15 protein-coding genes are annotated in these 18,851 nt (G+C 71.9%); 11 read left to right on the top strand and 4 right to left on the bottom strand.

Annotation, left to right across the window (positions count from 1 at the left end; translation table 11 throughout):
* Positions 1 to 6: 6 nt before the first annotated feature.
* Positions 7 to 2,424 (bottom strand): glycoside hydrolase family 95 protein, encoded by a 2,418-nt coding sequence (locus tag AB0I32_RS16835; RefSeq protein WP_357507957.1) that lies wholly within the window; start codon positions 2,422 to 2,424, stop codon positions 7 to 9.
* Between the two features lie 297 nt (positions 2,425 to 2,721).
* On the opposite strand from AB0I32_RS16835, the gene AB0I32_RS16830 reads away from it, so the two are divergent.
* The 8 genes from AB0I32_RS16830 to AB0I32_RS16795 all read left to right on the top strand — a co-directional run bounded on the left by AB0I32_RS16830 (position 2,722) and on the right by AB0I32_RS16795 (position 14,381).
* Entirely contained in the window at positions 2,722 to 4,401 is a 1,680-nt protein-coding gene (locus AB0I32_RS16830; RefSeq protein ID WP_357507955.1) for a GTPase, read from the top strand.
* On the top strand, positions 4,398 to 5,978 hold the full coding sequence (locus tag AB0I32_RS16825) for a GTP-binding protein (protein ID WP_357507953.1): 1,581 nt from the start codon (positions 4,398 to 4,400) through the stop codon (positions 5,976 to 5,978). The genes AB0I32_RS16830 and AB0I32_RS16825 overlap by 4 nt, the downstream gene beginning before the upstream one ends.
* Positions 5,979 to 6,031: 53 nt before the next feature.
* The gene (locus AB0I32_RS16820; protein WP_357507951.1) at positions 6,032 to 6,586 is read left to right on the top strand and encodes a single-stranded DNA-binding protein; all 555 of its coding nucleotides are present in this window, start codon (positions 6,032 to 6,034) and stop codon (positions 6,584 to 6,586) included.
* A 129-nt stretch (positions 6,587 to 6,715) separates the two neighbouring features.
* On the top strand, positions 6,716 to 8,398 hold the full coding sequence (gene ettA, locus AB0I32_RS16815) for an energy-dependent translational throttle protein EttA (RefSeq protein WP_357507949.1): 1,683 nt from the start codon (positions 6,716 to 6,718) through the stop codon (positions 8,396 to 8,398).
* A 209-nt stretch (positions 8,399 to 8,607) separates the two neighbouring features.
* Positions 8,608 to 9,561, top strand: a complete 954-nt coding sequence (locus tag AB0I32_RS16810; protein ID WP_357507947.1) for a phosphotransferase — start codon at positions 8,608 to 8,610, stop codon at positions 9,559 to 9,561.
* A gap of 146 nt (positions 9,562 to 9,707) precedes the next feature.
* A complete protein-coding gene (locus AB0I32_RS16805; protein WP_357507945.1) occupies positions 9,708 to 10,595 on the top strand; it encodes a hypothetical protein in 888 nt (295 codons plus the stop codon).
* Between the two features lie 55 nt (positions 10,596 to 10,650).
* Entirely contained in the window at positions 10,651 to 12,657 is a 2,007-nt protein-coding gene (locus tag AB0I32_RS16800; protein WP_357507943.1) for a dynamin family protein, read from the top strand.
* Positions 12,654 to 14,381 carry a GTPase gene (locus AB0I32_RS16795; protein ID WP_357507941.1) on the top strand — a complete coding sequence of 576 codons (1,728 nt, stop codon included), beginning with the start codon at positions 12,654 to 12,656 and terminating at the stop codon, positions 14,379 to 14,381. The genes AB0I32_RS16800 and AB0I32_RS16795 overlap by 4 nt, the downstream gene beginning before the upstream one ends.
* Before the next feature lie 6 nt (positions 14,382 to 14,387).
* Here the strand turns inward: AB0I32_RS16795 and AB0I32_RS16790 are convergent, their stop codons facing one another.
* Positions 14,388 to 14,882, bottom strand: a complete 495-nt coding sequence (locus tag AB0I32_RS16790) for a thioesterase family protein (RefSeq protein ID WP_357507939.1) — start codon at positions 14,880 to 14,882, stop codon at positions 14,388 to 14,390.
* Positions 14,883 to 15,006: 124 nt separating this feature from the next.
* Between AB0I32_RS16790 and AB0I32_RS16785 the strand changes: the two genes are divergently transcribed.
* Positions 15,007 to 15,657, top strand: a complete 651-nt coding sequence (locus AB0I32_RS16785) for a hypothetical protein (RefSeq protein ID WP_357507937.1) — start codon at positions 15,007 to 15,009, stop codon at positions 15,655 to 15,657.
* On the opposite strand, the gene AB0I32_RS16780 is transcribed toward AB0I32_RS16785, so the two are convergent.
* Positions 15,654 to 16,610, bottom strand: coding sequence for an acyl-CoA thioesterase domain-containing protein (locus AB0I32_RS16780; RefSeq protein ID WP_357507935.1), 957 nt, complete (start codon positions 16,608 to 16,610; stop codon positions 15,654 to 15,656). The genes AB0I32_RS16785 and AB0I32_RS16780 overlap by 4 nt on opposite strands.
* Positions 16,611 to 16,635: 25 nt before the next feature.
* Positions 16,636 to 17,019: a globin gene (locus AB0I32_RS16775; RefSeq protein ID WP_357507933.1), complete on the bottom strand. Its 384-nt coding sequence runs from the start codon at positions 17,017 to 17,019 to the stop codon at positions 16,636 to 16,638.
* 153 nt (positions 17,020 to 17,172) lie between these two features.
* Here AB0I32_RS16775 and AB0I32_RS16770 point away from each other — a divergent pair, with 153 nt between their 5' ends.
* Positions 17,173 to 17,406: a PTS glucose/sucrose transporter subunit IIB gene (locus tag AB0I32_RS16770; protein ID WP_357452972.1), complete on the top strand. Its 234-nt coding sequence runs from the start codon at positions 17,173 to 17,175 to the stop codon at positions 17,404 to 17,406.
* Between the two features lie 217 nt (positions 17,407 to 17,623).
* The gene (locus tag AB0I32_RS16765) at positions 17,624 to 18,673 is read left to right on the top strand and encodes a mechanosensitive ion channel family protein (RefSeq protein ID WP_357507931.1); all 1,050 of its coding nucleotides are present in this window, start codon (positions 17,624 to 17,626) and stop codon (positions 18,671 to 18,673) included.
* Positions 18,674 to 18,851 lie beyond the last annotated feature (178 nt).

Genomic DNA, 18,851 nt, shown 5'->3' with positions numbered 1-18,851 from the left:
GCGCGTTCACCGCAGGGCGTGGGCGCGATAGGTGTGTCCGCCCTGGCCGGTCAGCTCGATCACGTCGGCGGCGGTCCGCCTGGTCCTGGCCCGCCGGCCCCTGGTGACGTCGAGCACCGCGAACCGGCCGGTGAAGAGCTCGCCGCGCAGGGTGATCCTGCCGTCCCGGTCAGGGGCGATCCGGTACTCGTCGGCCCGCCCGTCGCTCCATGTCGCCCCGACGGTGTGGCCGCCGCGGGCCCGGAGGCCGTCGACGCTGCCGTCCGGCCACGCCGGCGGCAGCGCGGGCAGCAGGTGCACCTCGCCCGTATGGCTCTGCAGCAGCATCTCGGCGATCCCGCCGGTGGCGCCGAAGTTCCCGTCGATCTGGAACGGCGGGTGCAGGTCGAACATGTTGGGCGCGAGCCGGGCGGGTGTGACCAGGTACTTGATGAGGTCGTGGGCGCGCCCGCCCTCCTCGAGCCGGGCCCAGAAGTTGATCTTCCAGGCCAGGGACCAGCCCGTGCCGTCGTCGCCGCGGAGCTCCAGCGTCCGCTTCGCCGCCTCGAAGAGCTCTGGGGTGCCGCGCCTGGTGATCTGGTTGCTGGGATGCAGGCCGTAGAGGTGCGAGACGTGGCGGTGCGTGCGCTCGGTCTCGACCCAGTCGTGGAGCCACTCCTGGATGTTGCCGCGCGAGCCGATCGTCATAGGGGCCAGGCGAGCCCTCGTGGCGAGCACCCGCGCACGGAAGTCGGCGTCGGTCCCGAGGACCTCGCTCGCCCGCGCGCACCCGGTGAACAGGTCGGTGAGGATCTGGTTGTCCATCGTCGGGCCGGCCGCGACGCTGACGTCGGCGTGATGGGCGAGCTCGGGCGAGTTCGACGGGTTGGTGACGAGATAGCCGAGGTTCGGCTCCTCCACGAGCGTGTCGAGGAAGAACTGTGCCGCGCCCCGCATCGCGGGGTAGTGCTCGCGGAGGAAGTCGACGTCGCCGGTGAACTGGTAGTGGTCCCAGATGGTGGTGGCGAGCCACGCCCCGCCCGTCTGCCACATCCCCCAGAACGCGCCGTCGACCACCGACGTACCCCGCCAGCCGTCCGTGTTGTGGTGCGTCACCCAGCCACCCGCGCCGTACTGCACCTCGGCCGTTCGTGCACCGGTGACGGAGAGGTCGTCGATCAGCGAGAACACCGGCTGGAAGCACTCGGACAGGTTCGTCGTGTCCGCGGGCCAGTAGTTCATCGGCAGGTTGGCGTTGATCGTGTACTTGGAGTCCCACGCGGGGAACAGCTCGTGGTTCCAGATGCCCTGGAGGTTCGCCGGCTGCGTGCCCGGCCGTGACGACGAGATCAGCAGGTACCGGCCGTACTGGAACAGCAGTGCGGAGAACTGCGGGTCGTCGACGGTGCCGTGCTGGGCGATCCGGACGTCGGTCGGCTGGTCGGCGGCCGCCGTCCGCCCGAGGTCCAGGGTCGTCCGGTCGAACAGCTCCTTGTACTCGGCGACGTGCCTGTCGCGCAGCTCGTCGAACGAACTGCCGACGGCGGCCTCGAGGTGGCGCGACGAGATCCCCCGGTAGTCGCCGCCGACGTCGGTGTGGTCGACGTAGCTGCTGCCGATCGAGACGAGGAGCATCACGCCGTTCGCGCCGGAGACGGTCAGCCGGCCGTCCGCGCTGCTCACGCTCCCGCCGTCGGCGACGACTCGCGCCGCCGCCAGGAACCTGACCTGGCCGGGGACCCCCTCCTGATCGCTGGAGATCCCGTCCAACGCGATCGTCGCGGCGTCGGGGCTGGCTGTCGTGGTCCGCTGGGCACTGTCGAACGTGGCGGTGAACGAGACGGAACCGGGTGCGTCGGCGGTCAGCCGCATGACGACCACCTGGTCCGGCGAGCTCACGAACGTCTCCCGGCGGTAGCGCACGCCACCAGCGACGAAGCTGGTCAGGGCCGTGGCCGTGGTGAGGTCGAGCTGCCGGTAGTACTCGGTGGCGCCGCTCGTGCCCTCCGCGGTGAGGCGCAGGTTGCCGACGGTCTGGTAAGCGAGCTGGCCCACGGGGTTGCTCAGCATGTGCTCGTTGATGAGGTCCTGTGCCTCGGCCCAGCGGTCCTCGAAGACGAGCCGGCGCACCTCGGGGAGCGCGGCGAGCGCCTCGGGGTTCGAGGAGTCGTGCGGCCCTCCGGCCCAGATCGTGTCCTCGTTCAGCTGCAGTCGTTCGGTCCCGGGGTTCCCGAAGACCATGGCGCCCAGCCGGCCGTTGCCCAGGGGAAGCGCGCGGAGCCAGTCGTCGCCCGCCGGCTCGTCGTACCAGAGCGCCAGGTCGGCGGCGGCCTGGACCTCGGGTGGTGGGATGGACGACGCGCGCGCGGTCGCCGTCCACTGCAGGGGCAGCAGCAGGCCCCCCGCGCCGACGGCACCGACCTTGATGGCTTGTCGTCTTGTCACGTCTGGCATCTGGGTCCTCCGTTGGACGTCATCAGCGCGAGCGTGACAAACCTACAAAGATATGACGTATGGGGTCAAGCATCCCATTTCCCCAGCCGTTCCAGCCATACGCCCCAGATGCCGCGGGTCAAACATCCAACCTTCTGGACGTCGAGCTCCGGGCCCATCGCGGCCCCGCCTCACCCCTTCCTGCGCGCCGTACCACACGGCTCGGTAGTGCCTGCAAAACCTGCGCTCTTGCATACCAACAGTGGTGCACGGCTTGGCAGAACGTTCTTTACCAATCAGGATGAAGCCGTGACTCCAGGAACACGCTCCGCAGTGCTCGGCCGTCGGGGTGGTGTGGACCCGAACGTTGCGGAGCAGCTCGGCTTCACGGTGCACGACGTCGTACGCGATCTGCGCCGCGACGTCGCCGCCGCGACCCTGCCCCTTCCCATCGACAGCGCCGAAGAAGCAGAAGCCTCCCGGATGAGACTCCTGGCGCAGCTCGACGAGCACCTGCTGCCGCGCCTCGCCGAGCTGTCCAGCCCCGCCGTGGTCGTGCTGGCGGGTTCCACCGGAGCCGGCAAGTCCACCCTGTTCAACAGCCTCCTGCGCGAGGAGGTGTCCGAGGCCGGGGTGCTGCGGCCCACCACCCGCGAGCCGGTGGTGGGCGTACACCCGCGAGACGTCGACACGCTCACCCCGGGACCCGTCACCGAGCTGGCCCGGCTAGTCAAGCACGAGAGCGTGCCGCGCGGCACCGCGCTGATGGACGCGCCGGACCTCGACTCGTTCCTTTCGGAGAACCGCTCCACCGCCCACCAGCTGCTCGAGGCGGCAGACCTCTGGCTGTTCGTCACCACCGCCGCCCGGTACGGCGACGCCCTGCCGTGGCAGGCCCTGGACCGCGCGAAGGAGCGCGGCGCGAGCGTCGCCATGGTGCTCAACCGGGTACCGAAGGAAACCCTCACGACCATCCGCGCGGACCTCAACTCGCGGATGAAGGAGCGGGGCATGAAGGACGTCCCGCTGTTCATCGTGCCCGACGTCGGCCCGCACGAGGGGCTGCTCGACCCGAAGCTCGTGGAACCCATCCAGCGCTGGCTCGGCCTGATGGCCGGGCCCGAGCGCTCCCGCACCATCATCCTGCGCACGCTCAAGGGTGCGCTCGGCGCCCTCCCCGAATGGGTGATGGGGCTCGTCGCGGCCGTGGAGGACCAGGGCACCGCCGCGTTCGACCTGCGCACCGCCGTCAGCTCGGTGGTCCCGGACGAGCAGCTCGCTGCCCGCACCGCCGTCCTGTCCGGTGCGGCGGGCGAGGGCACCGTCGCAGCACGGTTCGCGGAGCTCGTCAGCACCGACCGCATCTCCCGCATCACCGTCCGCGACGGCGTCGCACGGACCACCAAGCGTGCGGGCAAGGCCCGCGAGGCAGCACTCGTCCGGCTGCGCGAGGAGGTCGAGGCCACCACCGCACGGGCCTTCGTGGCGGCGGGCGTCCGCACCGAGGAGAGCCTGCGCGACGCTCTCACCGGACCGGGCGCGCCACCTGCCGGGGAGACGATCCTCCCGGACGGCACCGCCCGCGCCAAGGACCGCCTGGCCTGGGGCCAGGAGACCGCCGCCGAGTGGTCCGGGCAGGCGGACGACATCGTCGGGCGCCTGGACGTCACTGCCGCCGAGAGCTCCGAACCGGACGCCCCGGCCCGCGCGGCCGGCGCCCGCAAGGCGTTCGGCGACACCGGCCTCGCCACCCTGCTGCTCGCCACCGCGCTCGGGAACGAGGACGCCGCCCACCTCGTCGACCGCGTGCTCGGCGAGACCGCGGGCGAAGCCATCGAGGAACTTCAGGGCGAACTTGCCGAGAAGGTGGCGCTAGCGGTTGCGGAAGAGGCCCGTTCTGTCCAGAGTGCCCTTGACGTCCCCGCCTTAGCCGACGACGCGGCCGCTCCGCTCCGCGTCCGGCTGGCCGAGCTCAGGAGGCTGACATGACGAGCCACGACGCGACACTGGGCGCACGCACGGAGGACCTCGGCCGCGCTCTGCAGATCGCGGGATCACGCCTCGACGACTCCGTCTTCGGCAAGGTCGCGAGCTCCGTCGCGGGCGTGCGGGAACGGCTCGCGCTCGGCGTCGACCACACGGTCGTGGCGCTCGCGGGTGGCACCGGCTCGGGCAAGTCGAGCACGTTCAACAAGATCTCCCGCCTCACGTTCGCCGACGTCGGCGTGAAGCGCCCGACCACCGCGAAGGTGACGGCGTGCTCGTGGAGCGACGACGCCGCGCCGCTGCTCGACTGGCTCGGTGTGGAGCGCGAGCGCCGCATCACCCGGTCCGGCGAGCTCGACGCGGCAGACGACGCGAGCCTCGCCGGGCTGGTGCTGCTGGACCTGCCCGACCACGACTCCGTGGCGCCCGGTCACCGGGACGTGGTGGACAAGGTGCTGCCGCTGGTCGACCTGCTCGTGTGGGTGGTGGATCCCCAGAAGTACGCGGACGACGCGCTGCACACGGGCTACCTGCGTGACTCGTCGGGCATGCAGGCCTCGACCGTCGTGGTGCTCAACCAGATCGACACGGTGCCGGTGGGGCAGCGGAACAACCTGGTCAACGACGTGAAGCGGCTGCTGCGGGACGACGGTCTGGAGAACGTCCCGGTGGTCGCGGCGTCGACGAAGACGGACATCGGCATCGCCGACCTGCGCGGGCTCCTCGAGCAGACGGTCGCGCGCCGCTCGGTCTCGGCAGGCCGGGCCGCCGGCGAGCTGGACGCCGCGGCGACCCTGCTGCTGAGCCAGACACCGGCCGAGGTGCCCTGGCACATCGACACGGTGCTCGAGCGCGAGGTGGACGCCCTGGCGCGGGCGGCGGGGCTGGAGTCGGTCGCTGCGCAGGTCGGCGCCGCGGTGCGCAACGGGTACGGCTCGCCCGAGTTCCGTGCGCCCGACCCGGACTCGATAGCGCTGTCGCGGGCGCGCTGGCTCAACGGCGCGGGGGAGTCGCTCAAGCCCGGCTGGCGCCGGTCGCTCGGGGCGAGCGTCGCGGGCGCGTCGGAGGTGGCGGCTGCCGTCTCGACGGCGCTGCAGGGTGTCACCCTGGACACCCGCGGCCCGACGACGCAGCCGCTCACCCGCCGGCTCGCGCTCGGGTCGGTGCTGGTCGCCGTGGTGCTCGGGATCGCGACGGTGCTGGCCGCGATGGGCCTCCTGCCGGTCGGCGAGACCTGGACGACCGTCCTCGGTGTGCTCGCCGTCGTGGCGGCGGTGGCCGCGCTGGTGGTGTTCCTCGTGGCGGTGCAGCTGCGCCGGGCGCTGGCAGCCCGGCGGGCGCAGGGCGTCATCGCGTCGGGCCGGGCGGCGCTCGAACGAGTGCTGCAGCAGACCCTGGGTGTGCCCACCCAGAAGCTGCTCGACGAGCACCGCGCGGTGCGCGAGCTCGCACAGAGTGCGCGGGACGACGGACCCTCCGCACCGCTTCGCCTCGAAGAGAACGCGACCACAGGGCAGCGGATCCCGGTTCCGTCCACAGGCACGGTCCAGATGTCGGATCTGCGTATCGCCCGCGCCTGATGCTGGGTACGGACCGGCCGCTCGGGCCGGTCCGGACACCCAGGAGGCCTGAGATGAACGACGTCACGGTGACCGTGTCGGGCAATGTCGGCAGTACCCCGGCCTTGCACGTGAACGCGGCCAAGAATCTGCAGTGGTCCACGTTCCGCATGGCCAGCACCCGGCGCTACAGAGGCGAGAACGGCGACTGGACCGACGGCGCGACGCTGTGGTTCACGGTCAAGGCCTGGCGGGCGGCCGCGGCGAACGTGGTCGAGTCCGTGCACAAGGGCATCCCGGTGGTCGTCACGGGACGGCTCGAGGTCGAGGAGTGGATCGGCTCCGAGGGGGAGCAGCGCACGGGGCTGGTGATCGTCGCGACGGCGATCGGCGTCGACGCGACGCGTGGCAAGGTCGGTTTCACGCGGGTGGTGCACCACGACACGGTGCCGGACGGCGCCCCGGTCACCCCGGTGGACCGCGGTGAGCTGGCCGCTGTGCGGCCGGGCGACGGCGACCCGTTCGCCCTCGACGCCCTGGGCTCCGGGAGTGCCGCCGCACTCCTGGGTGACGAGGGCGACCCGGGCGACGACGCCGGCGTCGGGCAGCGCGAGCTGGTGAACGCGTAGGCTGGGGGCAGTCGTGCTCCGCGGACCGCGGGTGCCGGGGGAGAACCTCCGCGCAGGGACAACCCGGCACCCGCTCCGCGTGAGCGGCCCCCATCCGAAGTACCTTCTGTGAACGGTGGAACACAGGCAGTGGCTGAATACATCTACTCCATGTACAAGGCGCGCAAGGCGCACGGCGACAAGGTCATCCTCGATGACGTGTCGCTGAACTTCCTGCCCGGCGCGAAGATCGGCGTCGTCGGACCGAACGGTGCCGGTAAGTCGACGATCCTCAAGATCATGGCCGGGCTGGACACCCCATCGAACGGCGAGGCACGGCTCTCGCCAGGTTTCACCGTCGGCATCCTGCTGCAGGAGCCGCCGCTGAACGAGGAGAAGACGGTCCTGGGCAACGTCCAGGAGGCGGTCGGCCCGATCCTGGCCAAGAAGGCGCGGTTCGACGAGATCTCCGCCCTCATGGCTGAGCCCGACGCCGACTTCGACGCTCTGCTGGCCGAGATGGGCTCCCTGCAGGAGGACATCGACGCGGCCGACGCCTGGGACCTCGACTCGCAGCTCGAGCAGGCCATGGACGCGCTGCGCTGCCCGCCGCCGGACGCCGACGTCTCGGTGCTCTCCGGTGGTGAGCGCCGCCGCGTCGCGCTGTGCAAGCTGCTCCTGGAGAAGCCCGACCTGCTGCTCCTGGACGAGCCCACCAACCACCTCGACGCCGAGTCCGTGCTGTGGCTCGAGCAGCACCTCGCGGGCTACGCGGGCGCCGTGCTCGCCGTGACCCACGACCGGTACTTCCTCGACCACGTCGCGGAGTGGATCTGCGAGATCGACCGCGGTCGCCTCTACCCGTACGAGGGCAACTACTCGACGTACCTCGAGAAGAAGCAGGCGCGCCTGGAGGTCCAGGGCAAGAAGGACGCCAAGCTCTCCAAGCGCCTCAAGGAGGAGCTGGAGTGGGTGCGGTCCAACGCCAAGGGCCGCCAGACCAAGTCGAAGGCCCGTCTGGCCCGCTACGAGGAGATGGCCGCGGAGGCGGACCGCACCAGGAAGCTCGACTTCGAGGAGATCCAGATCCCCGCGGGCCCGCGTCTGGGCTCGCTGGTGCTGGACGCCGACAACCTGAAGAAGGGCTTCGACGACCGCGTGCTCATCGACGGCCTGTCGTTCACGCTGCCGCGCAACGGCATCGTCGGCGTCATCGGCCCGAACGGTGTGGGTAAGACCACGCTGTTCAAGACGATCGTGGGCCTGGAGCCGCTCGACGGCGGCAACCTCAAGGTCGGCGAGACGGTCTCGATCTCGTACGTCGACCAGTCGCGTGGCGGCATCGACCCGAAGAAGACCCTGTGGGAGGTCGTGTCCGACGGGCTCGACTTCATCAAGGTCGGCAACGTCGAGATCCCGTCGCGGGCGTACGTCGCGTCGTTCGGGTTCAAGGGCCCGGACCAGCAGAAGCCGGCCGGCGTGCTCTCCGGTGGTGAGCGCAACCGCCTCAACCTGGCGCTGACGCTCAAGCAGGGCGGCAACCTGCTGCTGCTCGACGAGCCCACCAACGACCTCGACGTCGAGACCCTCGGCTCGCTGGAGAACGCTCTGCTCGAGTTCCCCGGCTGCGCCGTCGTGGTCTCGCACGACCGGTGGTTCCTCGACCGTGTGGTGACGCACATCCTCGCGTACGAGGGCACAGAGGAGAACCCGGCGAACTGGTACTGGTTCGAGGGCAACTTCGAGTCGTACGAGGCCAACAAGGTCGAGCGCCTGGGTGCCGACGCGGCGCGTCCGCACCGGGTCACGTACCGCAAGCTGACCCGCGACTGACGACGCGGTCGGCGGGGAGGGCGCGAGGAGCGAGGCTCCCTCCCCGTCGAGCCCGAGGAAGCCGCGAGACAGGTACCGCGACTGACGGGTGAGGTCTGAGGGCTGTGGTCGGCGTCCGGACGCCGACTACAGCCCTCTTCCATGGTGAAGAGATCCATGCAAAAAAGGTCATCCTTGCCGCATTGGGACATCTTCGACAAGATGCCGCAGTGAGCCCTGCCCTACGACCCGGGTGGCGTGACCTTCCGCCCCCGCTGCGAGACCGCATCACCCATCTGCTCGGCGCGCGCGTGATCGCCGCCAAGCATCCGGGGGAGTCCGGGATCCTGCCGGGTGCGCAGTTTCATGTGCAGACGACCAAGGGCGACACCTTCGTCAAAGTGCTGGGTACGGAGAAGCCGGAACCGCTGGGCTCTCTGCGCCAGGAGATCGCGCTCTCGCCCCTCCTGCCCGACGAGGCGCCCCACCCCGAGCTCATGTGGTCGATCGACGAGGTGCTGCCCACCCTCGGCACCTGGGTGGCGGTCGGCTACTCGATGCGCCCCAAGGTGCGGCCGATCGACCTCTCCTGGCCGGAGGAGGACGTCGCGTCCCTGATCAGCGTGATCCGCTCGATCGGTGAGATCGAGGCGCCCGACGATCCGATGTTCCTGCCCGAGGAGAAGGTGTTTCCCACCAACTCGTGGGAGATCCTCGCGGACACCCGGCCGGCCGGGCTCGCGAACCATTCGCCGTGGCTGGCACACCGCCTGGACGGCCTCGCGGAGATCGCCTCGCACGCCCCCGAAGCGATCGCGGGCAAGAGCCTGCAGCACGGCGCGCTGCGCGTGCAGAGCGTGATGCTGCCCGCCGCACCGGACGAGAAGCCGCTGGTCTCGGACTGGATCCGGGGCAGCGTCGCGGCTCCCTACCTCGACCTGATCTCCACGCTGGTGCACGTCCGGACCAGCGACGGGCCGCCGCCCGAGGCGACGCTGCGCCGGTACGGTCTGCCGCCCGGCACCGAGGCCGACGCCGTGACCTGCTGGATCGCGGTGCTCGCCGGCTACTACCTCAAGTCGTCGATGGACCCGCCGCCGTCCGAGATGCCGGAGCTGCGTTCCTACCAGCACCGGCTGGCGCGTACCGCGGTCTCCTGGCTGCAGACCCGGCTCGGTTTCTGACCTCGTCGCAGGTCACGGACCGCTGGCCGTGATGCACGCACCGCTGTTTGTGGTTTGCAGGGTGAACTTCTGTTGGGCACACTCCGGCCATGAGTGCTGTTCGGCGACCGGCATGGTCCGATCTCCCCCCCTCTGTCCGTTCCCGCGTGAGCGAGACCATGGGGGGACGCGTGATCGGGTCCGCTCCGATGAGCGGGACCGAGCAGTCCGGCGTCCTGGAGGTGCTGCAGACAGCGTCGGGCCGGTCGATAGTCCGCGCCGTCGGGCCGGAGGCGCCGCTGACGCAGGACCGGATGGCCGCCGAGGCCGTCTCCGTGGCCACTCTGCCCGACGACATCCCGAACCTCCCGCGCGAGTGGTTCGTCGACGAGGTGCTGCCGGGGGCCGGACGCTGGGTGGTGCTCGGGTACCGCAACGAGCCCATCCGCCCGCCGCACGACCCCTGGGACGACGGTGACCTTGCCGCGGCGGTCGAGCTCGCCATCCAGATCGGCTCCAGCGAGGCGCCGGCAGAGCTGCCCGACACGCTCGACCTGATCGACAGCCAGGCCTGGGCCACCATCTCGGCGATGCGGCCGCCCGGCCTGTCCGCCTTCACGCCCTGGCTGTCCGACAAGATCGACCACCTGGCCGAGATCGCCGGCTTCGCCGGGGAGGCGATGGGCGGCAAGAGCCTGGTGCACGGCGCACTTCGCCGCGAGTCGATACTGATCACCGACCACGGCTGGGACGCGACCAGCGCCCATGCGGTCGACTGGTTCATGCCGTCACGCGGCGCGTCGTTCCTCGACGTCGTGCTGCTGCTGCCCTACCTCCGGGTCGACGGCGCCCCGCCGCCCGAGGTGGTCATGGACCGGCACCCGCTGCCCGACGTCGACCCCGACGCCCTCACCTGCGCCATCACCGTCACCGCAGGGGCGCTCGTGCTCGACTCGATGCGACCGCCGCAGCCGGGCCTGCCCCACGGCCGCGCCGTGCAGCGCGAGGTGGCGCACGCGGCCCTCGAATGGCTGCGCACCCGCCTCGGCGGCTGACTCTCTTTGCCGCACGGACGCGCCTGACCAGGGTGTCTACGGCAGACTGTGCGCTATGACCGATCAGCCCGACGGCTCTGCCGCACCCAGCGCACCGGACCTCGGCGCCGAGTCCGGTCTGGTCGGCGCCCTGGAGGTGCTGCGGGCCCGGCTCGGGGCGCTGCGCCTGCCGCTGGAGACGTCGGGCGTAGGGGCCGCACGCACGGACCTGCGCCGCGCCACGGACCAGCTCGACGACTACCTGCTGCCGCGGCTGCGCTCGCAGAAGGCGCCGCTGCTCGTGGTGGTCGGCGGGTCGACGGGCGCGGGCAAGTCGACGCTCGTGAACTCGGTGCTGGGCGAGCTCGTGACGCAGCCCGGCGTGCTGCGGCCCACCACCAGGGCTCCGGTCCTGGTGCACCACCCGCTGGACGCCCGTTGGTTCTCCACGGACCGGGTGCTGCCGGGTATGGCGCGCCTGACGACGTCGGGCGGCGCGGGGCTCGGTGGGACGCCGTCCGCCGCCGCGACGACGGGGCAGCCGGCGGACGGCGCGACGCCGTCCGAACCCAGCCGCACCCTGCGGCTCGTGCCGAGCGAGGCGCTGCCGAAGGGTCTGGCCCTGCTGGACGCGCCGGACATCGACTCCGTGGACACGGCCAATCGCGAGCTGGCGGCCCAGCTGCTGGGCGCCGCGGACCTGTGGCTGTTCGTCACGACGTCCGCCCGGTACGCGGACGCGGTGCCGTGGGACCTGCTGCTGCAGGCGGCTGGGCGCAAGGCGCAGGTGGCGATGGTGCTGGACCGCGTGGACCCTGGCGCCGAGGCCACCGCCGACGACCTGCGGGACATGATGGTCGAGCAGGGCCTGGCGGAGAGCGCGCTGTTCGTCATCCCCGAGGCCGAGCTCGTCGACGGGATGCTGCCGGAGGAGGCGGTCGCGGAGGTGTCGCGCTGGCTCACCGGTCTGGGCGGCGACGCGGAAGCGCGTGGGCGCGTCATCGCAGCGACCCGCGACGGCGTCGTGGACTCCCTCGTCGAGCGGGCGACGGCCCTGGCCGACGCCGCGGACGAGCAGCAGGCCGCCGACGTCCGCCTGCGGCACGTCGTCGAGCGCGCCTATGCGGACGCGGTGGCCCACGTGGCGGCGGCGACGTCGGACGGCGCGCTGCTGCGCGGCGAGGTGCTCGCCCGCTGGCAGGACTTCGTGGGTACCGGCGAGTTCTTCCGGGCGGTCGAGGAGGGCATCGGCAGGTTCCGGGACGCGGTCGCCGGGTTCTTCCGGGGTAAGCCGAAGGAGGCGCCCCAGGTCGAGCAGGCCATCGCCCACGGCCTGGAGTCGGTGGTGCTGGACGCCGCGGAGGACGCGGCCGAGCGCTCCTACCAGGCCTGGCGGGGCGACTCCGCCGGTGCGGTGCTCCTGGAAGGGCTGGAGCTGTCACGGACGCCGGCGTCGCTGCGCGCCGAGGTGACCGGGCAGATCCGCGGCTGGCAGGGCGACGTCCTTGAGCTCGTGCGTGAGCAGGGCGCGGCCAAGCGCGGCACGGCGCGGGTGCTGTCCTTCGGTGTGAACGGGCTCGGGGTCGCCCTGATGATCTTCGTGTTCGCCTCGACGGGCGGCCTCACCGGCATCGAGGTCGGCATCGCGGGCGGGTCGGCGGTGCTGGCCCAGCGACTGCTGGAGGCCGTGTTCGGGGAGGACGCCGTGCGGCGCCTGGCCGTGCAGGCGCGCGACCGGCTGCGCGCCCGGATCCAGGCGGTCATGGACGGGCAGGCCGCCCGGTACACGGCGCAGCTGGACGCGCTCGGCTCGGCCGAGGCGGGCGGGGATGGTCTGCGCTCGGCCGCGGATGCCGTCGCCTCGGCGGCCTCGGCGGAGCGCCGTGACCGGGCGCGTGCCGTCAACGACGCGCTGGATGCCGTTCCAGGGGCACCCGTCGAGGATCTCACCGAGGGTCGGGGCCTGCGGGGCGCGCGGGTCCGTCCGGGGCGCGAGATGTTGGCGAAGGGGCGCTCCGACATCGTCGAGGAGCCCGCCAAGAAGAGTTTCTGGAAGCGGATGTTCGGCGAGGGCGACCGATGAGCCGGCTCGACCTGGGCGACCGGACCACGGCCCTCGAGACCGCCGTCCGGGCCGCCGAGGGTCGTATCGAGCCGGCCCTGCTGGACGAGGCGCGTGCCGTCGCGATGCGTGCGCGGGAGCGGGGCGGGCTCTCTGCCGAGCACACCGTCGTGGCGCTGGCGGGTGCGACGGGTTCGGGCAAGTCGTCGGTGCTCAACGCGGTGGCCGGGGTAGCTGTCGCGCAGCCGGGCGTGCGGCGTCCGACGACGTCGCACCCGATGGCCGCGGTCTGGGGCGCGGGTGCGGACCCGCTCCTGGACTGGCTGGAGGTGGGGCGCCGGCACCAGGTGGGCGCGCCGTCGCTGGACGAGACCCCCGCACCGCCCCGCCGTCGGACCCCGGTGGGGGACAACTCCGGGCTGGTCCTGCTGGACCTGCCCGACCACGACTCGATAGTGACCGAGCACCGCATGCGGGCCGAGCGGCTGGTGCAGCGCGCCGACCTGCTCGTCTGGGTCGTCGATCCGCAGAAGTACGCGGACGCCGCGCTGCACGAGGGCTTCCTGCGTCCGCTCGCAGGGCGGGCGGAGGTGGTGGTCGTCGCGCTCAACCAGGCGGACCGCCTCACGCCGGACGAGACGTCGGCGATGCTCGCGGACCTGGGGCGCCTGGTGGCACAGGACGGCCTGGAGGGTGCGCGTGTGCTCGCCGTGTCCGCGAAGACGGGCCAGGGCATGGACGAGCTCAGGGGACTGCTGGCGAAGGCGGCCGCCAGGCGGGAGGCGGCGACGGCCCGGCTCGCCGCGGACGAGCGGGCGGTCGCGCAGAAGATCGTCGACGAGTGCGGGACGCCGCCGCCGTCGCGCCAGGGGAACCAGGCCAAGGGCGACCTGGTGACCGCGCTGGAGGCTGCGGCGGGAGTGGCGACGGTGGTCGACGCCGTGCGGGCCTCCGCCCGCAGGGACGCGCGTGCGGCGACCGGCTGGCCGCTGACCCGCTGGGTCGGACGGCTGCGCAGGGACCCGCTGCGGCGGCTCGGGCTGCGGACGGCGGACCGGGAGCACCGGGCGCCGTCGGGCAGGGACGACCTGGTGCGCACGTCGCTGCCGACGGCTCGGCCGGCAGTGCGGTCGGCGGCCGCGTCGGCGGTGCGGCGCTACGTCGAGGAGGTGACGCGCGGAGCCGCGGACCCGTGGGTCCTGGCCGCACGCTCGCGCGGACAGGCGGGGATCGACAAGCTCCCGGACGCGCTCGACCAGGCAGTGGCGACGACCCGCGTGGAGGCCTCCCGGCGCCCGGTGTGGTGGTCGCTGGTCAACACGGCCCAGTGGACCCTGATCGCCGTGGTCGCGGCGGGGCTCCTCTGGCTGCTGGGGCTGTTCGGCTTCGCCTACCTCCAGCTCCCGCCTCCGCCGACGCCGGTGCTCACGCTGCCGACGTGGTCGGGCGAGGGCATCGTCTTTCCCGGGGCGCCCGAGTCCGGCGACGGGCTCGGCGGTGTCGACCCGTTCCGGATCCCGTGGCCGACGCTCATGGTGCTCGGCGGGTTGGCCCTCGGCCTGCTGCTCGCGCTCGTCTGCCGGGTGTTCGGCACGCTGGGCGCTCGCCGTCGGGCGATGGGCGCCCGACGCAGGCTCCGGCAGTCGGTCGGCGTCGTCGCGGACGAGCTGGTGCGCACGCCCGTGGGTGACGAGCTGGCTCGCCTGGCGAGCTGCCGGACGGCGGCAACGGTCGCCGCGAGCTAGACGCGCTCAGCGGCGGAACGTGACCGGCTCCTCCTCGAACCCCTTCCACGCGAGCCGCTCGTTCTCGGTGAGCCTCCGGGGCTGGTTCGTGGCGGCGTCGACGAACACGAGAGTGGTGGTGGCGCGCGCGTAGGGCTTGCCGCCCGACGTCGGCCCCGTCTTCGCCATGCCGGCGACTCCGTCGTGCACCTCGTAGCAGACCTCGGCGCTCGCGCCGCCGATCCGGCCCAGCCACATCTCGACGCGCACGGGGGTGCGCGTGAACAGCAGCGGCCGCAGGTACTCGATGCGCTGACCCGCCACGAGGGTGTGTGAGTCGGCGTCGGGCCCGGTGGGAACCACCGCCGTCGGCCACTCCTCACCCTCGGGTGCCTCCGGGTGCTGCCAGAAGGCGGTGATCCGGGCGTCCTCCAGCAGGCGGAACATCGCTACGTTGTTGACGTGCGCGTAGGCGTCGAGGTCGGACCAGCGCAGCGTGACGGGGACGTGGAGGCGTGTCATGGTGCCCATTTTCCTCCACGCGAAGTACTCGCCGGTCGGCCGCGGTGGCGCGCCGGGCCGAGTGGTCCTCAGCCTGTCCGAATTGGTAGATTCGTCCCTCTTGATTTTGGCTGCGGAGGAACAGTTGGATCTGCCCAGGCACCACTTCGACCCGGTAACACTGCACGAGGTGTTCGACGACGTCCCGGCCGCCCAGGCGTACCGCGCCGAGCTGGCGGGGCGTCCGGACCGCGACACGCCGGCGATCCTCGCCGTGCGCGTGCCGTTGGCCCGCGCGCTGGCTCCCGAGGCGGACGACCCGGACGCCGAGCTGGCCGAGGCCGAGCGCCTCGGCTGGCTCGCGGTCCGGCAGGCCGGTGGGCCGGGCGACGAGCTGCAGGCCGCGCACTCGCACGCCGAGGAGGTGCCTCTTGGCGCCGTGGCACCGCTGTTGCGGCTGGCCCACGTGCTGCAGTGGCGGCACCGGTTCTCCGAGGCGGACCTGTTGTTCGGGCTGGCCCTGGAGGCAGCGCACCACTACGGGGACTACTCCGCGAGCGTCGAGCACGCCCGCCGGCTGGAGTGCTTCGCCCTGCAGCACTGGGGCAAGTGCCGGTACGACCAGGCCCTGGAGGCGCACGCCGACCAGGCCCGGCCGTTCCTCGGCGAGGCTCTGGCCCTGTTCGTGCAGGCCCTGGACCTGCGCGTGGAGGCGGGCGTGCCCCCGGATCAGGTCGCCTCGACCCGGCAGGCGATCCAGGCGACCCGGGACCGGCTGGCCGAGCTGGGGGCCTAGGCCGGGAGGCGGATCATGCCCTCCTGGCCCGCCGAGGCGACCAGGGCGCCGTCCTGTGTGTAGACCTTGGCCGTCCCCAGGGCTCGCCCGCCCTGCGCGGTGGGCGCGCTCTGCACGAACAGCATCCACTCGTCCACGCGCACGTCGCGGTGCCACCACATGCCGTGGTCGAGGCTGGCCATCGGCACGGAGGCGCCGACGTCCTGCCACGACTTGCCGGCGGCGCGCAGGGCGGGCTCGAGCATGAGCTGGTCGCACGCGAAGGCCAGCAGGGCGCGGTGCATCGCCTGCTCCTTGATCTCCAGCGGACGGCGCGTGCGCATCCAGACCATCTGCGTGGCGGGCGGCGTGCCCCCGTCGGCTACCGCGGCGTCCGGGCGCAGGTACAGCGAGCCGCCCACGTGCCGCAGCTCGAACGCGGAGTCCGTCCAGAACTGGGCCCGTACGGCGACGCCCTCCGGCAGGCTGGCCAGCTCGTCGAAGGCGGAGCCGACCTCGTCGGGCGGCGGGACGTCGTCGGGCATCGGCATCGCGTGCTCGTAGCCCGGCTGGTCGTCCTGGAACGACGCGATCATCGACAGGATCGGCTTGCCGAACTGGATCGCGTGGGTGCGTCGCGCACTGAACGAACGCCCGTCACGCAGCCGCTCGACAGCGAAGTCGATGGGCTCCTCGACCCGTCCCTCGCGCAGGAAGTAGCCGTGCAGCGAGTGGATCAGACGGCCTTCCGGGACGGTGCGGTCCGCGGCCAGGATGGCCTGCGCGAGCACCTGGCCGCCGTAGGCGCGGTTGGCCGGGCCGGGCATGCTGTCGCCGCGCAGCACGTCCTCCTCACCGCGCGGGCCCCAGCCCTCGAGGTGCCGCAGGTCGAGCACCTGCAGCAGGCGGTCGAGCGCGTCGGGCTGGCGGTCCGGCGTGCTGCCGGCGAGCGGATCAGGGGTGGTGGCGTCCACGGGCGGGCGTCTCCTTCAGGTCCGGTCAGTCTTCGAAGGTGTTGATCATGCTGAAGGCGGCGCGCTCCAGGTAGTCCCACAGCTGCGACTCGTGGATGGGCGCGAGGCCCAGCGAGTCGACGGCGGTCCGCATGTGCGCGAGCCAGCGGTCGCGCGCGTCGGGATTGACCTTGAACGGCATGTGCCGCATGCGCAGCCGCGGGTGCCCGCGCTGGGCGGAGTACGTGTTGGGCCCGCCCCAGTACTGCTCGAGGAACAGCGTCAGACGCTCCTTGGCCGGCCCCAGGTCCTCCTCGGGATACATGGGGCGCAGTACCGGGTCGTCGGCGACGCCGTCGTAGAACGCGTCGACGAGGCGCACGAACGTGTCGTGGCCGCCGACGGCGTCGAAGAAGGATTCCTGTGTCACGTCCGTCATCCTGCCACTCGACTGTGACAGCCCGATGGCAGCCGCGTGAAACTGAGTCTCGTGTGAGCAAGGTGACAATTGCCTGGGCGGATCGCTTGCCAGGGGCGATAGGCTGGTCGGAGACCTGCAGCGACGCACGGTGGGAGTTGAGACATGACCAAGGCTGACCAGATCCTTGCGGCACTCGGAGGGACGTCGAACGTCGTCGAGCTGGAGCCGTGCATCACTCGGCTCCGGGTAGAGGTGAGCGATCCGTCGCTCGTGGACGAGTCCGGACTGAAGTCGTCCGGTGCATTCGGCGTGGTCCGGTCCGGGCGGGTGGTCCAGGTGATCGTCGGGCCGGAGGCGGACAGCCTCGCGGCGGAGCTCGAGACGCTCAGAGTCTGACGCTGTACGGATGCCAGGGGTATGACACGGCGAGCTCGATGGTGAGCTCGTCCGCGTGACGGAGCGGGCCCGGGGAAACCCGGGCCCGTGACCGTTCTCACGATCTCGACGCGGTCCGCGACCGCGACGCGAACGGCCTGTGAAGGTCGCGCAGGAGTCCGCTGTGCCCCGCCAGGGATGTCCGGACCGCGGCCCGGAACCGAGTAGGTTTGCGACCGTGTTCGAGTCTCTTGCTACCTCCCTGTTCAACGGTGCCGAGGACTTCTGGTCCTGGTTCATGGACAGACCGCTCAGGGTGATCCTGACCGTCGCGATCGGCCTGATCACGATCTACGTCCTGCGGCGCGTCATCACGTCCCTCACCGAGCGCATCGCCATCGGCCAGAAGCCGCGATCGGTGGTCGAGCGCAATGCCGACCCCGTCGGTACGACCACGGGTGGCGTGCCGAGCACCGCACCTGCGAAGGCAAAACGGCGCCGCAAGAACATGCTGATGTCGCCGCAGGCCCTCGCCGACGCCTTGACCGTGGCCAACCCGCGGGCGGCCGAACGGCGCGCGCAGCGCGCGCGGACCGTCGGCTCCGTGCTGAACTCGTCGGTCAACATCGTGGTGGGCGCCATCATGATGCTGTACATCCTGCAGACCATCGGGCTGGACATCGCACCGCTGCTGGCTACCGCCGGCGTGGCGGGCGTCGCCATCGGCTTCGGCGCGCAGAGCCTCGTCAAGGACTTCCTGTCCGGCATCCTCCTCCTCATCGAGGACCAGTTCGGCGTGGGGGACAACGTCGACCTCGGGAGCGACGTCGTCGGTACCGTCGAGGCCATGGGCCTCCGGCTCACCGAGGTCCGCGCGTTCGACGGCACCCTCTGGTACGTCCGCAACGGCGAGATCCTGCGCGCGGGCAACCGCACCCAGGAGTGGAGCCGCGCGGTCGCCTCGGTGCAGGTGCCGCTGGGGACCGACGTCGACGCCGTCCGCACCGCGCTCGGCCGCGCCGTCGACCGGGTCAAGAACGACCCGGAGCTGTCCGACAGCCTGCTGGAGACGCCGTCGGTGCGTGGCGTGGACGCCGTCGACCAGGCGGGCCTCACCTTCACGCTGTTCGCCCAGGTGCGCCCCGCTCAGCAGTGGGTGGTCGCCCGGGCGCTGCGCGTCGCGGCCCACTCGGCCCTGCTGAACGCCGGGATCGTCGCGCGCTCGGCGCCACTGCCGCTCGACGGGGTCGCCTCGCAGGGTACGGACGGCGGTCCGGGCCCCGCCTGACCCGGCCCGGAGCCGTTTTCCCGAACGTGCCGGCTGCCCGTGCCATCTGCCAATTCGTCGGACACGCCCGCGTTGCGCCCGGTGAGCGCCGGTAGATGGCAAGATCTTTCCTTGTGACCGACGAACCGATGCCTGGGTCCACCGGAGACGGCGCCGCCGTGCCGCCGGAGCTGGCGAC

It is taken from the genome of Promicromonospora sp. NPDC050249, assembly GCF_040656015.1.
Taxonomy (GTDB): Bacteria; Actinomycetota; Actinomycetes; order Actinomycetales; family Cellulomonadaceae; genus Promicromonospora.
This window is presented reverse-complemented; position numbering and strand designations above follow the sequence as displayed.

Coding starts and splice junctions, on each gene's coding strand:
- AB0I32_RS16820 (WP_357507951.1), top strand. CDS start 6,032: ATGAACGACGTCACGGTGACCGTGTCGGGCAATGTCGGCAGTACCCCG.
- AB0I32_RS16800 (WP_357507943.1), top strand. CDS start 10,651: ATGACCGATCAGCCCGACGGCTCTGCCGCACCCAGCGCACCGGACCTC.
- AB0I32_RS16795 (WP_357507941.1), top strand. CDS start 12,654: ATGAGCCGGCTCGACCTGGGCGACCGGACCACGGCCCTCGAGACCGCC.
- AB0I32_RS16790 (WP_357507939.1), bottom strand. CDS start 14,882: ATGACACGCCTCCACGTCCCCGTCACGCTGCGCTGGTCCGACCTCGAC.
- AB0I32_RS16825 (WP_357507953.1), top strand. CDS start 4,398: ATGACGAGCCACGACGCGACACTGGGCGCACGCACGGAGGACCTCGGC.
- AB0I32_RS16770 (WP_357452972.1), top strand. CDS start 17,173: ATGACCAAGGCTGACCAGATCCTTGCGGCACTCGGAGGGACGTCGAAC.